Source organism: Bradyrhizobium sp. CCBAU 11386, from assembly GCF_028128955.1.
Lineage (GTDB): Bacteria > Pseudomonadota > Alphaproteobacteria > Rhizobiales > Xanthobacteraceae > Bradyrhizobium.
In genome coordinates this window covers 16,788-32,653 of sequence record NZ_LBKA01000219.1, presented here as the reverse complement: position 1 = coordinate 32,653, position 15,866 = coordinate 16,788, and the positions used below count along the sequence as shown (strand labels likewise).

At 63.7% G+C, this 15,866-nt stretch carries 11 protein-coding genes; 2 read left to right on the top strand and 9 right to left on the bottom strand.

What is annotated here, in order from left to right; all coding sequences use genetic code 11:
- Window positions 1–38: 38 nt before the first annotated feature.
- The 9 genes from XI09_RS18740 to urtA all read right to left on the bottom strand — a co-directional run bounded on the left by XI09_RS18740 (window position 39) and on the right by urtA (window position 11,188).
- On the bottom strand, window positions 39–3,017 hold the full coding sequence (locus tag XI09_RS18740) for an autotransporter outer membrane beta-barrel domain-containing protein (RefSeq protein WP_271568144.1): 2,979 nt from the start codon (window positions 3,015–3,017) through the stop codon (window positions 39–41).
- A 379-nt stretch (window positions 3,018–3,396) separates the two neighbouring features.
- Entirely contained in the window at window positions 3,397–4,437 is a 1,041-nt protein-coding gene (locus tag XI09_RS18735; RefSeq protein ID WP_271568143.1) for an aliphatic amidase, read from the bottom strand.
- A 62-nt stretch (window positions 4,438–4,499) separates the two neighbouring features.
- A complete protein-coding gene (locus XI09_RS18730; protein WP_271568142.1) occupies window positions 4,500–4,877 on the bottom strand; it encodes an FmdB family zinc ribbon protein in 378 nt (125 codons plus the stop codon).
- Window positions 4,878–4,969: 92 nt separating this feature from the next.
- The gene (gene fmdA, locus XI09_RS18725) at window positions 4,970–6,199 is read right to left on the bottom strand and encodes a formamidase (protein ID WP_161532941.1); all 1,230 of its coding nucleotides are present in this window, start codon (window positions 6,197–6,199) and stop codon (window positions 4,970–4,972) included.
- A 27-nt stretch (window positions 6,200–6,226) separates the two neighbouring features.
- Entirely contained in the window at window positions 6,227–6,916 is a 690-nt protein-coding gene (gene urtE, locus XI09_RS18720; RefSeq protein WP_271568163.1) for an urea ABC transporter ATP-binding subunit UrtE, read from the bottom strand.
- A 10-nt stretch (window positions 6,917–6,926) separates the two neighbouring features.
- The gene (gene urtD, locus XI09_RS18715) at window positions 6,927–7,682 is read right to left on the bottom strand and encodes an urea ABC transporter ATP-binding protein UrtD (protein WP_271568141.1); all 756 of its coding nucleotides are present in this window, start codon (window positions 7,680–7,682) and stop codon (window positions 6,927–6,929) included.
- A 10-nt stretch (window positions 7,683–7,692) separates the two neighbouring features.
- Window positions 7,693–8,838 (bottom strand): urea ABC transporter permease subunit UrtC, encoded by a 1,146-nt coding sequence (gene urtC / locus XI09_RS18710; RefSeq protein ID WP_271568140.1) that lies wholly within the window; start codon window positions 8,836–8,838, stop codon window positions 7,693–7,695.
- Window positions 8,839–8,855: 17 nt separating this feature from the next.
- Window positions 8,856–9,782, bottom strand: a complete 927-nt coding sequence (gene urtB / locus XI09_RS18705; RefSeq protein ID WP_092186245.1) for an urea ABC transporter permease subunit UrtB — start codon at window positions 9,780–9,782, stop codon at window positions 8,856–8,858.
- A gap of 146 nt (window positions 9,783–9,928) precedes the next feature.
- Window positions 9,929–11,188 carry an urea ABC transporter substrate-binding protein gene (gene urtA, locus XI09_RS18700; RefSeq protein WP_271568139.1) on the bottom strand — a complete coding sequence of 420 codons (1,260 nt, stop codon included), beginning with the start codon at window positions 11,186–11,188 and terminating at the stop codon, window positions 9,929–9,931.
- Window positions 11,189–11,356: 168 nt separating this feature from the next.
- Between urtA and XI09_RS18695 the strand changes: the two genes are divergently transcribed.
- Window positions 11,357–14,728, top strand: coding sequence for a hybrid sensor histidine kinase/response regulator (locus XI09_RS18695; protein WP_271568138.1), 3,372 nt, complete (start codon window positions 11,357–11,359; stop codon window positions 14,726–14,728).
- On the top strand, window positions 14,718–15,638 hold the full coding sequence (locus XI09_RS18690; protein WP_271568162.1) for a response regulator: 921 nt from the start codon (window positions 14,718–14,720) through the stop codon (window positions 15,636–15,638). The genes XI09_RS18695 and XI09_RS18690 overlap by 11 nt, the downstream gene beginning before the upstream one ends.
- The last annotated feature ends 228 nt before the right edge of the window (window positions 15,639–15,866 follow it).

Below are 15,866 nucleotides of genomic sequence, written 5' to 3'. Positions count from 1 at the left end.
TTCCCCTGGAGGGCCCTCCAGGGGAAGGGAAGCCGCGCCTACCACGCGTAGCGCACGAGGCCCTTGCCGGCGTAGGAGCGGGTGACGTTCGAAAACTCGCCCTCGAAGGTTGCCGACGCAGACCAGCCGTTCATCCAGTTCACCTGCACCGACGCCGTGGTCAGCGCGGAATCGCGCGCCTGCGCGGCGCCATTCACGACGAAAGCCGATCCAGGCAGGGTCTGAAACACCGCGCCGACGGTACGATCCGGATTGTAGTCATGCGCCCAGGCGACGCGGCCGCGCAGGATCATCAGGCCGCCGGCAGCGGCAAATGTCCTGTCCGCGCGCAGGCCGAGCTCGGTGCGGGTGCTGGTCACGTCCTTGGCGGTATAGTTGAGGGCGAAGACGTTGCTGCCGGTCACAGCGAACTCTGAATAGCTCGGAAGGCTGAACATGGTGGCCTGGAGAGCCGCATAAGGTGTGACGCCGATCCATGACATCGCGTGGCGATAGCCACCCTCGACACGGCCCGAAAACGCGTTGGTATTGAACTGGGCGCGCAGCTGGTCGAACCCGGCGGCGGTGACGACGCGATTGGTGGTCACATCCTGCCAGCCATAGGCCAGCGCAGCCGTGATATAGGCCGGTCCGGCGGTATGACGCACGAAAGCGCCGGCCTGGAACAGATCGGAGCGGCCCCAGCCGAGGCCGTTGACGCCGAAGCCGGTAGCGCCGCCGGCAAGCGCGAAACCGGCGACGGTCGACGGCGAGAAACGGTAGTCGAGACCGACGGCCGTGCCGTAGACGCTGCTGGTGGTGTTGTTCGAGCCGAGGCCGGCATTGCCGTCGGTCGTCTGGGAGCCGCCGTAGCCGGCCGCCCACACGTCCCAGCGCTGCTCGAAAGTCGCGGCCGGCGCCTTGCGGTAGATCGCGGCGAACGCGTCGCGCGCGCTCTTGTCACGCGGGGTCTTGCCGGCCGCGGCATAAGCACTTGCGCTCGCGTCATCGGCATATGGCGTCGCACCTGAAGTGCCGCTGCGTCCCGAGCCGTAGACATCGGTCAGCAGGCCGAGGAACAGATTCATCGCGTTGAATGTCGTCTGCTGCGAACCTGTCGCCGACTCGCCGGAGGCCTGCGTCAAGCCGTTGGGGCCGAGGCCCGCGAATTCGGCTTGCAGGAAACCATTGGCGTTGAAGAAGTTCTGAAGCGTCGTGGCGACGTTCTGCTGGTTGATGTTGAGCGCGTATTTCGCGCCATAGTTCAACGTGAAATCGAGGAACACCTCGTTCGACCCGACCGTCGTCGTGCCGATCAGACCACCCGGCGCGGCAACGCCGGCAAAATTACCGGTGGCGCTGCCGAAAAACTCCATGATCGAGTAGTGCTGCATCACCTTGCTGCCGGGATACAGCGCGACACCGACGGTGCCATCCAGCGTGACGTTGCCGGTGGCGAGAGCGTGGCTTGTGCTGAACCCGCTGCCGGCCTGCACAACATAGACCGAGCCGGGCTGCAGGGTGAGATCGCCCTGGACCTGCATGCTCGAGCCCGGTCCGCCGTCGCCGGGCGCATAAATGCCGCCGTTGGCAATAAGGGTGTTGCCGACGATCCCGGCGCCGAACAGCGCGCCGCCCGCGTTCACGGTGGTCAGGCTCGATTGCGAGATGTTACCATCGACCCGCAGGATACCGCCATTAACCGTGGTGGTGCCGGTATAGGTGTTCGTGCCGGAGAGGATCAGCGTGCCGCTGCCGACCTTTTCCAGCGCGCCCGGACCGGCGGGACCGCAACCGCAGGGATCGTAGTCGCCGATGACGCCGCTGACCTCGGTCGAGCGGTTGTTGCCGCCGACGATGAGGGTGTTGCCGCCGCCGATATAGTAGAAGCCGCTGCCTTCGATCGAACCGGCCGTGATGCGGCCGTCGCTGTTGGGACCGATGCTGACCCCGAAATCCACGATGCCTGTGCCGGTGGTGATGAAGCGCGCATTGCCGCCGGTGGAATTGTCGAAGAACTCGGTCTTGCCACCGTCCTTGGTGATGATGTTGGCATTGCCGGCCGTGGTGAACGCGCCGAAATTGGTCCGGCCGCCGGACTCGTTGATGATCGTCGCGTTGCCCGCGGTCGCGGTATCGGATCCACTCAGCGTGCCAAACACAGTCCCGCTGAGATCATTGTTCACGATGGTTGCCGAGCCGGCCGAGGATTGCTCGAGGAACGTGGTGCCGCCGCCATTCTGGTTGGTGATGCTGGCCGTGCCCGCGTTGGTGCGGGCAAAGAAGCCGGTGAAGCCGCCATCATTGATGATGGTGGCCCGGTCAGCCGTCGCGGTGTCGGTCCCGCTCCCGGCCGGATCGCCGAAATACAACTGACCTCTGTTGGTGATCACCATCGCGCTGGCGGAGGTCGCGTTGCGGAAGGTCGTCAGACCGGAGAACTCGTTGAGCAGCGACGTGATGCCCGATGTGTCGGCATTGACGATATTGAACAGGCCCTCGTTGACGACAGCGCCGATGATGCTGGCGATATGGGTCGCATCGCCAAGCTGCAACGAGCCGCAGTTGCAGATGAACGTGTCGCCGGCATAGGTGTTGGCGCCGAGCAACGCCAGGATGCCGGGCCCCTGCACGGAGATGCCGCCGCTGCCCGTGATGCGGGAAGCAATCGCGGCCGAGGGGTCTCCGTTGCCCGTGACATCGTTGGTGAAGAACGTGGTGCCGCCCGCGGCCAGCCTGAGGTCGCCGCCCTGGATGGTATAGATCGAACCATCGCCGGTGAGATCGAAGCCCACGAGACCGGTGAGTTGCACGCCGCCTGGCGTAACCGTCACCGTGCCGCCTGTGGCCGGCGTCGAGGGACCGCCGCTGCCGAACATTGTGCCGGATGACAACGGATCGTAAGCGGTGCTGGTCGAACCGGAGAAATCCGTCCAGTTGGTGGTGGTGGCGTCCCAGACACCGCCTCCGCCATTGACGGCACCGTTCGGCGTGGTCTGCGATCCGTTGAAGAATTGCTGGGCTCCGGCGGAGGTCATGGCGGCAGATGCGCCCAAGGTGAGGCCGACCCAGAATGCCGTGCGAATTGCGATAGTGCTCAGATGCGAGCAACCCGACCCGCTCGATCGCAACCAAACTTCCACACTCTTTCCCTCACCCGCGGCGCTCCCAGCGGCGCCACGCGGAACTTAGGCCATGAGGATGATCGGTAGAACCGGTGTGCGTCGAGAATCCGCCAATGGCAACGCAACCTGAACAGATTCAACCGTCCATGTTGCAACCGCGCCACGGTTTGCCAGGCGCTATTCCCATTCCGCGCATGCGCAGACCTCTCGGAGCGTCAGCGCATATGGACGGCCATTCACATCAATGGCCGATCATCCAGGCATCAAGCTCAACCTGTGCCGCCGGCGATGGCTAGTAGTTGGACGCCGCCGCCTCGTTCGGGATGCCGTCGATGGGACACTCGTCGGTCCCCGGCGTCGAGCGGGTCATCGCCTCGACCATGTCGCGCGTGCCTTCGGGATCGGCGATCCAGTTCTTGTAGAAATCATACGGACACGCCGCAACGCCGCGCGGGCTTTCGCCGGAATTGATCATGCCGGTGTAGCCGCGGTGGACCAGCTTGTAGAGATGATTCTGCGACTGACCATTGCGGCGCGCATCGCGGATCAGATGTTTCGACAGCTGGGCGTACTGGATGCCGTAATCCTCTTCGCCGCACTCGCCGAGTGTGCGGCCATCGAAGCCGATGATCGCGGAGTGGCCGAAATAGGAATAGACGCCGTCGAAGCCGGCGGCATTGGCGACCGCGACATAGACATTGTTGGCCCATGCCATGGCTTTGGAGATCAGGACCTGCTGCTCCTTGGCGGGATACATGTAGCCCTGGCAACGCACGATCAGCTCGGCGCCCTTCATGGCGCAGTCACGCCAGATCTCCGGGTAGTTGCCGTCGTCGCAGATGATCAGGCTGACCTTGAGGCCTTTCGGGCCGTCGGAGACATAAGTGCAGTTGCCGGGATACCAGCCCTCGATCGGCACCCACGGCATGATCTTGCGGTACTTCTGGACGATCTCGCCCTCGTCGTTCATCAGGATCAGGGTGTTGTAAGGAGCCTTGTGCGGGTGCTCCTCGTGGCGCTCGCCGGTCAGCGAGAACACGCCCCATACCTTCGCCTTGCGGCAAGCCTCGGCAAAGATCGCGGTCTCTTCACCGGGCACCGCCGAAGCGGTCTCATACATCTCCTTGGAATCGTACATGATCCCCTGAGTGGAGTATTCGGGGAAGATCACGAGGTCCATGCCGGGCAGGCCGACCTTCATGCCCACCACCATGTCGGCGATCTTGCGAGCGTTGTCGAGCACCTCTGCCTTGGTGTGAAGGCGGGGCATCTTGTAGTTGACCACTGCGACGCCGACGGTGTCGTTGCTGCTGGAAATGTCGCCGTGAAGCATATTGACCGCTCCTGTACCTGACTTGTTGTTCCGGGTTGCCGCCGATCGAGCGGTCGCGTGTGTTAATGGCTGATCATCCAGGGGCGCGCCGTTGGGAAACCCTTGGCGCCGCTCTTGCTCCTAGTCATCAACCGGGCGGGCTTCCTCTTGTCCGCCGAGCTCTTGTCCTTCACGGTCTTGCCCGTGGAGCAGCAGCCGCAGCCGGGATCGTGCGAGGCCTTGTATTGCGCGAGCGTCTGCGGCCCGTGCGTGCTGCGCTCGTTGACGGCGTGCGCCTTGCGCCTTTCCGCCGGCATGCAGAAGAAATTCGGCGCGGTCAGGATCACCCGCGGCGCCATCGCCTCGCAATGCGGACAGCTTTGCGGATCGTCGCATTCCGCCATCGGGCGAAGGTCCTTGAACGGACCGCAGTCGTCACAGAGATATTCATAGACCGGCATCGCATCATCCCCACGCTCTTGCCTGTTGAACACACCTCGCGGCGGATGCGGGGCGGCAAATACCCGCCGTCCCGCATCCCGTCGCGCAGGGATCACTTGTCCGGCGAGATCGGCATCTGGATATCGCCCGTGATGTGCTTGATGGGTCCTGCCGCCGACGGCATCACGTCGAAGTCGAAGATCTCCGTCGGCAGCCACAGCGTGGCGCAGGCGTTGGGCACGTCGACCACGCCGGAGATGTGGCCCTGGCACGGCGCGGTGCCGAGGATCGAGTAGGCCTGCGCGCCGGAGTAGCCGAACTTCTTCAGGTACTCGATGGCGTTGAGGCAGGCCTGGCGATAGGCGATGTGGACGTCGAGATAGTGCTGCTTGCCGGCTTCATCCACCGAGATGCCTTCGAAGATCAGATAGTCCTTGTAGTTCGGCGTGATCGGCGACGGCTTGAAGATCGGATTCTTGATGCCGTATTTCGCCATCCCGTCCTTGATCACCTCGACCTTCAAATGCAGCCAGCCGGCCATCTCGATCGCGCCGCAGAAGGTGATCTCGCCGTCGCCCTGGCTGAAGTGCAGGTCGCCCATCGAGAGACCGGCGCCCGGCACATAGACCGGGAAGTAGATCTTCGATCCGCGCGACAGGTCCTTGATGTCGCAATTGCCGCCATGCTCGCGCGGCGGCACGGTGCGCGCACCTTCGGCGCCGATCTTGGCCTTGACGTCGCCCTTGGCACGGCCGCCATGGGCGGTCGGCGCGAACGGCGGGTTGGCGAGGCCTGGCACGCGGGTCGGATTGGTCGAGATCAGCTCGGCCTCGCGCTTGTTCCACATGTCCAGCATCTTCGGATCGGGCAGACAGCCGATCAGGCCGGGATGGATCAGGCCGGCGAAGTTGACGCCGGGAACGTGACGGGACGAGGTGTAGAGGCCCTTGATGTCCCAGATCGACTTCTGCGCCAGCGGGAAATGGTCGGTGAGGAAGCCGCCGCCGTTCTGCTTGGAGAAGAAGCCGTTGAAGCCCCACAGGCTCTCCTTGAGCGGGCCGACGTCGAGCAGGTCAACGACGAGGAGATCGCCGGGCTCGGCGCCCTTGACGCCGATCGGGCCGGACAGGAAGTGCACGATCGAGAGGTCGATGTCTCGTACGTCATCGGCGGAATCGTTGTTCTTGATGAAGCCGCCGGTCCAGTCATAGGTCTCGATGATGAAATCGTCGCCGGGATTGACCCAGGCCACGATCGGGATGTCGGGGTGCCAGCGGTTATGCACCATGTCATTTTCGTAAGCCGACTTGGTGAGATCGACCTTGATCAGTGTCTCTGGCATCGAGATGCTCCCCTTTTACACGGTTGGTTAGACGGACAGATATTTGGAGACCTGCGCGGCATCGACGCTGTCGCGCGGATCATCACGCACGATCTCGCCGTTCTCGATCACCAGCACGCGGTCGGCGATATCGAGCGCGAAGCTCAGGACCTGCTCGGACACGACGATCGACAGGCCCTTCTCGTCGCGGATGCGCTTCAGGGTGCGCGCCATGTCCTTGATGATCGAGGGCTGGATGCCTTCGGTCGGCTCATCCAGCAGCAGCACCTTCGGCTTGGTCGCGAGCGCGCGTGCGATCGCGAGCTGCTGCTGCTGGCCGCCGGAGAGATTGCCGCCGCGGCGCCCCTTCATCTCCAGCAGCACCGGGAATAATTCGTAGATGTCTTCAGGCACCTCGGTTCCGCCGGAGACGACGAGGCCGGTCTCGATGTTCTCCTTCACCGTCATGGTGGAGAAGATCATGCGGCCCTGCGGCACATAGGCGAGACCCTTGGCCACCCGCTCGTAGCTCGGCAGACCACCGAGCTCGGCGCCGTCCATGGTCACCGAGCCACTCTTGGCGGGCAGGATGCCCATCAGCGATTTCATCAGCGTGGTCTTGCCCATGCCGTTGCGGCCCATGATCGCGACGATCTCGTTCGGCGCGACCTTGACGTTGAGCCCGTGCAGCACCTCGCTCTGGCCGTAGGCAACGTGAAGATCGGAAATTGCCAGCATCATCGCGCTCCTAGTGACCGAGATAGACTTCAACGACCTTGGGATCGTTCTTCACCTTCTCCATGGTGCCCTCGGAGAGGATCTGGCCCTGGTGAAGCACGGTGACCTTGTGCGCGATGTCCTCGACAAACTTCATGTCGTGCTCGATCACCAGCACCGAGCGGTTCTTGATGATGCGGTTGAGCAGCTCGGCCGTCTTGGCGCGCTCGGACACGCTCATGCCGGCGACGGGCTCGTCCAGCATCAGGAGGTCCGGGTCCTGGATCAGCAGCATGCCGATCTCGAGCCATTGCTTCTGGCCGTGACCCAACTGGTCCGCATAAGTGTCGAGACGATCCTTCAGGAAGATCATCTCGGCGACCTCCTCCACCCGCTGCCTCACCGCCGCGTCACGCTGGAACGTCAGCGAGCCGAACACGGTGCGGCCGCGCGGATAGGAGATCTCGAGATTCTCGAACACGGTAAGGTCCACGAACACCGACGGCGTCTGGAACTTGCGGCCGACGCCGGTCTTCACGATCTCGTTCTCCTTCAGCTTCGTCAGCTCCTTGCCGCGGAACTGGATCGAACCCGAGGTGGCCTTGGTCTTGCCGCAGATCAGATCAAGCACCGTGGTCTTGCCGGCACCGTTCGGGCCGATGATGACGCGGATCTCGTTCTCCTCGACGTAGAAGGAGAGATCGTTGACCGCCTTGAAGCCGTCGAAGGACACGGTGAGCGCTTCCACCGCGAGCAGGAATTCCTTGGGTTGATGACCGACAAGCATGATGATCTCCTCACTCGGCCGGGGCGCCGTCGGCCACGGAATCGTCGGTCCACGCGCCCGACTTCGGTTTGCGCGGCCGCATGAACCGATCGATGCGCGGCTGCACGTAATCGGCCCAGATTCCGGACAGACCGTTCGGGAAGGCGAGCACGACCGCGATGAACAGCGCGCCGAGGCCGAACAGCCAGAGTTGCGGGAAGGATTCCGACAGGCTGGTCTTGGCGAAATTCACCAGGATGGAGCCCCACACCGCGCCGAAGATCGACATCCGCCCGCCGACCGCGGTGTAGATCACCATCTCGATCGACGGCACGATGCCGACAAAGGACGGCGACATGAAACCGACATTGAGCGCGAACATGGCGCCGCCGATCGCGGCGAAGATCGCGGCCATGCAGAAGGCGAAGATCTTGAAGTTGGCGACGCTGTAGCCGGAGAAGCGGACGCGGTCCTCCTGTTCGCGCATCGCCACCAGGATGCGGCCAAGCTTGGTCAGGCGGATGAACTGCGCGATGCCGATGCAGGCGAACAGCAACACCACCTCGACGAAGTACAGGATGACCTTGGCGTGGTCGGGCCGGATGTCCCAACCCTTGAGGGTGCGCAGGTCGGTCATGCCGTTGATGCCGCCGGTATAGCCCTGCTGCCCGACGATCAGGATGGTCAGGATGGCGGCGACGGCCTGGGTGATGATCGCGAAATAGGTGCCGCCGACCCGGCGCTTGAACATCGCGGTGCCGATGATCAGGGCGAAGACGCCGGGGACCAGGATGATGGCGAGGATGGTGAAGGTGAGACTGTGGAATGGCTGCCAGAACAGCGGCAGTGACGTGATCTGGTTCCAGTCCATGAAATCCGGAATGCCGGGCGTCGACTGGATTTTCGTGTTCTCGACGCTGGAGGCCTCCAGCTTGAGGAACATCGCCATGCAGTAGCCGCCGAGGCCGAAGAACACGCCCTGCCCCAGGCTCAGAATGCCGCCATAGCCCCAGCACAGGACGAGGCCGATCGCCACAAAGGCGTAGGTCAGGTATTTCGCGACCAGATTGAGGCGGAACACATCCAGCGACAGCGGCAGGATCACGAACAGCACGGCGGCCAGCACGATGAAGCCGATGAGCTCGGATCGATTGAAGAAGCGTGAGTTGATGAACATGACTTGCCTGCTTCCTGCTATTTGCGGACTTTGAGGGCGAAGAGGCCCTGCGGCCGCAGCATCAGAATGCCGACGACGGCGAGCAGCGTGAGCACCTTGGCCATAGAACCCGACATGAAGAACTCGAGCGTCGACTGAGTCTGCGAGATCGAGAACGCGGAGGCGATGGTGCCGAGCAGGCTGGCGGCGCCACCGAACACGACGACGAGGAAGGTGTCGACGATGTAGAGCTGGCCCGATGTCGGCCCGGTCGAGCCGATCATGGTGAAGGCGCTTCCGGCCACGCCGGCGATGCCGCACCCGAGCCCGAAGGTGTAGCGGTCGACCTTCTCGGTGTTGATGCCGACCGCGCCGGCCATGATGCGGTTCTGCACCACCGCGCGCACCTGGCGGCCCCAGCGCGACATATAGAGGACGTAGGCGACGCCCAGCGTGATCAGCACGGTGAGGCACATCACGAAGACGCCGTTGATCGGCACTTCGATGCTGTCGGTCACGTGCAGCGAGCCGAGCATCCATTGCGGCAGCTCGACGCCGACCTCGCGCGCGCCGAACACGGAACGGTAGGCCTGCTGCAGCATCAGGCTGAGGCCCCAGGTGGCGAGCAGCGTATCGAGCGGGCGCTTGTAGAGGTGCCGTATCAGCACCCATTCCACCAGCATGCCCAGCGCGCCGGACGCGACGAAGGCCAGGATCATCGCGAGGAAGAAGTAGCCACTGAACAGGCTCGGCAAATAGGTCTGGAATAGATTGGAGGTCATCCAGGTGACGTAGGCCCCGAGGATCATGAACTCGCCATGGGCCATGTTGATGACGCCCATCTGGCCGAAGATGATCGCAAGACCGAGCGCCATCAGCACGTAGACCGAGAACAGGATCAGTCCCGCAAACCCCTGCATGACGAAGATGGAGCCAAGGTCGCCAATCGAGTAGTCGCCGAACATCGATGTCCTCCGTCGGGGAAAGGGTCCCGCGTCGCGAGCAGGTTCGCGACGCGGGGGTCTTGGGCATGGACTTGCGATCCACGCCAGGGAGCGGTTTTGCCTTGAGGGAGACCGCGGCAGAGGCTGCGCTCTTACTGGTAGCGCTCTTACTGGTAGCCCTTGGGGAACGGATCCGGCTCGACGAGATCGGCGGTCTCGTAGATCAGCTCGAACTGGCCATCGAGCTTGGCGCGCCCCACCCGGGTCTTCGACCAGAGGTGATGGTTTTCATGGATGCGCACATAGCCTTCCGGAGCTCCCTTGAACTCGACGCCCGGCGAGGCCGCCGCGATCTTGTCGACGTCGAAGGAGCCGGCCTTCTCGACCGTCAACTTCCACAGCCACGGGCCGAGATAGGCAGCCTGGGTGACGTCTCCGATCACGGTCTTCTCGCCCCACATCTTCTTGAACGCGGGCACGAAGGTCTTGTTGTTCGGATTGTCGAGCGACTGGAAGTACTTCATGCAGGCATAGGCGCCCGCGATGTTCTCACCGCCGATGCCGTCGATTTCGTCTTCGGTCACCGAGATCGTCAAGAGCGGCTGCTTGGCGAGGTCGATGCCGGCAGCCTTGAGCTGCTTGTAGAACGCGACGTTGGAGCCGCCGACGACGTCGGTGAAGATCACGTCGGGCTTGGTCAGCTTGATCTTGTTGATGACCGAATTGAACTGGGTGTTGCCGAGCGGATAATACTCCTCGCCGACGACCTTGCCCTTCAGCACGTTCTCGACATGCTTGCGCGCGATCTTGTTCGAGGTGCGCGGCCAGATGTAGTCGGAGCCGATGAAGAAGAACGACTTGGCGCCCTTCTCCTTGGCGATCCAGTTCAGGCCCGCGAGGATCTGCTGGGTCGCCTCCTGGCCGGTGTAGATCACGTTCTTGGACTGCTCGAGGCCTTCGTAGAAGGTCGGGTAGTAGAGCATGCCGTTGTACTGCTCCATGACCGGGAGCACGGCCTTGCGCGAGGCCGAGGTCCAGCAGCCCATGATCGCCGCGACCTTGTCGTTGACGAGCAGCTTCTTGGCCTTTTCGGCGAAGGTCGGCCAGTCACTGGCGCCGTCTTCCTGGATGAACTTGATCTTGCGGCCGAGCACGCCGCCCATGGCGTTGATCTGCTCGATGGCGAGCTTTTCGGCTTCGATCGAGCCGGTCTCGGAGATCGCCATGGTGCCGGTCGCCGAATGCAGGATGCCGACCGTCACCTCGGTGTCGGTGACCGCGAGACCCGTGGTATTGACCGCCGAGGTCGCCGGGACCTGCGCAAAAGAGGCCCGCGGCAGCATCGTGATGGCCGGCACGGCCGCCATTCCCATCAATAATTTGCGCCGGAGCGGCGACAACAGGCCCTTGTTTGCTTCGTCTGACATGAGCACCCCACTTTTTGTTCGAGGACACGCGATTGGTGCCGTGAGGATGGCTCGAATTTGTGCAGCGCAAGCATACGCAAGATCGCGTATACTGCACCGCAAAATGCCGACGTAGGCTTTTGGTACGGGATTTGCGAGGGATCCGGGTCGTATCGGGAGTGGGGTTAAGTGGCAGGGCGGCAGCGAATAGACCGCGTCAGGCGCCAGTACAACCAATGGGTCGCCAACCAGACGCTGGAAGACTACGCGCTGCGCTTCACGGCCAAGAGCGCGCGCCGCTGGTCCACCGCCCGCGTCGCCAACACCGCGCTGGGCGCGATTTCGTTCCTGGCGATGGAGGCGATCGGCGGCACCATTACCCTGAACTACGGCGTCACCAACGCCACCGCCGCGATCCTCGTGGTTTCGACCATCATCTTCTGCTGCGGCGTGCCGATTGCCTATTATGCCGCCAAATGCGGCATCGACATTGACCTGCTGACGCGCGGCGCTGGTTTCGGCTACATCGGCTCGACCATCACCTCACTGATCTACGCGTCCTTCACCTTCATCTTCTTCGCGATCGAAGCGGTGATCCTGGCGTCCGCGCTCGAGATGTGCTTCGGGATTCCGCGCCCCGTAGGCTATCTCATCAGCGCCGTCGTCATCATCCCGCTGGTGGCCTACGGCATCACGCTGATCAGCCGCTTCCAGCTCTGGACCCAGCCACTCTGGATCATTCTGCACATCCTGCCCTTTGCGGCGATCGCCTGGGCCAACCCCTACTCGTTCACGGAGTGGCGCAAGTTCTCGGGCGAGCACGGCGACCTCAACGGACATTTCGATCTGCTGCTGTTCGGTGTTGCAGCCTCGGTCGTGTTTTCGCTGGTGGCGCAGATCGGCGAGCAGGTTGACTTCCTGCGATTCCTGCCGCGCGACCGTCGTGCTTCCAGGACCTCCTGGTGGATCGCACTGATGAGCGCGGGACCGGGCTGGATCGTGCTCGGCGCGCTGAAGCTTCTGGCGGGCTCGTTCCTCGCCTTCTTCGCGCTCAGCCACGGCGTGCCGCCCGAAGAGGCCGCCGAGCCGGCGCATATGTATCTCGAAGCATTTCGATACGTGCTGTCGCAGCCCGACCTCGCGCTGGCGCTGACCGGCACCTTCGTGATCCTGTCGCAGGTCAAGATCAACGTCACCAACGCCTATGCCGGCTCGATCGCCTGGTCGAACTTCTTCTCGCGCCTGACCCACAGCCATCCCGGCCGCGTGGTCTGGCTGGTCTTCAACGTCATCGTGGCGCTGCTGTTGATGGAGATCGGCGTCTACAAGGCGCTTGAGCAGACACTGGCGCTCTATTCCAACGTCGCGATCGCCTGGGTCGGCGCCCTGGTCGCCGACCTCGTCATCAACAAGCCGCTTGGATTGCGGCCACAGCAGATCGAGTTCAAGCGCGCGCATCTCTACGACATCAATCCGGTCGGCGTCGGCGCGATGACGATCGCGACCATTCTCTCCATCAGTGCCTTCTACGGCCTGTTCGGGCCGACCGCGAAGGCGCTGTCGGCCTTCATCGCGCTGGCGGTTGCCTTCCTCGCCGCCCCCCTGATCGCATGGGCGACCGGCGGCAAATACTACATCGCGCGCAAACCGAAGCGGAGCTGGCAGAACATCGAGGCGATCCAGTGCTGCATCTGCGAGCACTCGTTCGAACCGGAGGACATGGCTTCCTGCCCCGCTTACGCCGGGCCGATCTGCTCACTGTGCTGTTCGCTCGACGCCCGCTGCCACGACCTCTGCAAGCCGCATGCGCGCGCACAGACGCAGTTCTCCGAGACGCTCGGCAAGATCCTGCCGCAGCCGATCTACCAGCGGATCAATTCGCAGCTCGGCCATTACATCGGCGTGTTCGTGGTCTCGGCGGGCCTCGTCGCGCTCGTGCTGGGGCTGATCTATCTCCAGACCTCCGCGAGCGTGCATGGCGAGAACATGCTCGTCTCCGACGTGCTGTGGAAGGTGTTCTTCTCGCTCAGCATCATCATCGGCGTGGTGGCCTGGCTGTTCGTGCTGGCGCAGCAGAGCCGCCGCGCCGCGGAGGCCGAGACGCGGCGGCAGACCACGCTGCTGATCCAGGAGATCGACGCGCACAAGCGCACCGACGCCGAGCTCCAGCGCGCCAAAGAGGTCGCCGAATCCGCCAACCTCGCCAAGAGCCGTTACGTCGTCGGCCTCAGCCACGAGCTGCGCTCGCCGCTGAACGCGATCAGCGGCTATGCGCAGCTCCTCGAGCAGGATGCGACGCTCAATACCAAGCCGCGCGACCAGGTCCGCGTCGTCCGCCGCAGCGCCGATCATCTCTCCGGCCTGATCGACGGCATTCTGGACATCTCCAAGATCGAGGCGGGACGGCTGTATCTCTCGCGCGACGAGGTGCGCCTCAGCGACTTCCTCGACCAGCTCGTCGGCATGTTCCGTCTTCAGGCCGCCGCCAAGGGCATCGACTTCGTGTTCAGCCGTCCCGCCCACCTGCCAGTCGTGGTCTATGCCGACGAGAAGCGGCTGCGCCAGGTGCTGATCAACCTGCTTTCCAACGCGATCAAATTCACCCAGACCGGCAGCGTGCAGTTCGTCGTGCACTATCGCAGCCCCGTTGCCGAATTCGAGGTGATCGACACTGGTCCCGGCATCCAGGGCGGCGATCTCGAACGCATCTTCGCGCCGTTCGAACGCGGCGCTCTCGGTGTCTCGCAGCCGCAGACCGGAACGGGTCTCGGGCTGACCATCAGCCGGCTGCTGGCCGGCGTCATGGGCGGTGACATCAAGGTCGCGAGCACGGTCGGCACCGGCAGCACGTTCAAGGTCAAGATCCTGCTGTCGGAGGTCGCCAATCCCCAGCGCATCGCGCCGGTGGAGGCGCCGGTCTCCGGCTATCACGGCGCGCGCAAGACGATCCTGATCACCGACGACGACCCCGTTCATCGCGACCTCCTGCGCGAAGTGCTGACGCCGCTCGGCTTCATCCTGCTCAGCGCCACCGACGGCCCGGGCTGTCTCGCGCTGGCGCAGCATTGCCGGCCCGATCTGTTCCTGCTCGACATCTCCATGCCCGGCATGGACGGCTGGACGGTCGCGGAGACGCTGCGCGCAAGCGGCCATCACCAGGCCCGGATCCTGATGGTCTCGGCGAGCGCGCTGGAGGCCCACGGCACGCCGCTGGCGCAGCCGTTCCACGACGGCTATCTGATGAAGCCGATCGACATTCCGCGGCTGCTGGAGACGATCCGCCAGCTGCTCAAGATCGAATGGCAGTACGGCCCGGACGAGATCGAGGTGCCGTTCTGGCAGCCCGAGAGCGGCTCACGGCCGCCGGTGCGACACATCGAGGAGCTGATCGGGCTCGGCCAGATCGGCTACGTCAAGGGCATCCAGCTGAAGCTCGACGAGATCGGCAGCGAGCATCCGGAGCATGCCGACTTCGTCGCCCAGATGCGATCGCTGGTCGACCGCTTCGATCTCGACCGGTACATGGCCACATTGAAGACGTTGCATGCGCATGAGCATTGAGTCGAAGAAGCGCGACGTCGCGCTCGTTGTGGATGACTCTCCCGAAACGCTGCGGCTGCTCACCGACGCGCTCGACGGCGCCGGCATGACGGTGATGGTGGCACTCGACGGCGCAGCGGCGATGCGCATCGTCGACCAGATCACGCCCGACATCGTGCTGCTCGATGCGGTGATGCCCGGCATGGACGGCTTCGAGACCTGCCGCCGCCTCAAGCGCGATGCGGGCCTTGCCAACATCCCCGTGATCTTCATGACGGGCCTTGCCGAGACCGAGCATATCGTGCGCGGGCTGGACGCCGGCGGCGTCGACTACGTGACCAAGCCGATCGTGATCGAGGAGATGCTGGCGCGCATCCGTGTCCATCTCGGCAACGCCCGCCTGACCCAGAGCGCGCGCGCCGCGCTCGACGTCTCCGGCCGCTTCCTGTTCGCGGTCAACCGTCAGGGCAACATCCTCTGGGCGACCCCGCAGGCACAGAAGCTGCTGTCCGATCACCACGGCGCACAGGCCGACGACTTCGCCCTGCCGCCATCACTGCTGCAATGGCTGGAGCAGGCCAAGGGCAAGGGCAGCGCGAAGTCGCAAGGTGCTTCCTTGCCCGACAATCCGCAGCTCCGGTTCTATTACATGGGCGAAACCGCACCCAACGAGTTCCTGCTGCGGCTGTCCAAGGAGTCCGGCACGGCGCTGCCACCCGAATTCACCAGCGAGCTCGGCCTCACCACCCGCGAAGGCGAGGTGCTGGCATGGCTCAGCAAGGGCAAGACCAACCGCGACATCGCGCAGATCCTGGGCTTGAGCCCGCGCACGGTCGACAAGCATCTCGAGCAGATCTATTCGAAGCTGGGGGTCGAGAACCGGACGGCGGCCGCCGCAATTGCGACGAGTGCGACAAGGCGGAATTCGTGAGCTACGGCGTGAATGAGTTGGGACACCGCAACCCAACAAACAGTGTCGTCCCGGACAAGCGAAGCGCAGATCCGGGACCCATAACCACAGGGAGAAGTTTGGCGAAGACTCGGAGTTACCTGCTCGCTCTATAACCACTCCCTGTGGTTATGGGTCCCGGGTTCGCTTCGCGCCCCGGGACGACAGTGGAGTGTGTGGCGGTCGCCGCCGTCCCTTACAGCAAACCCC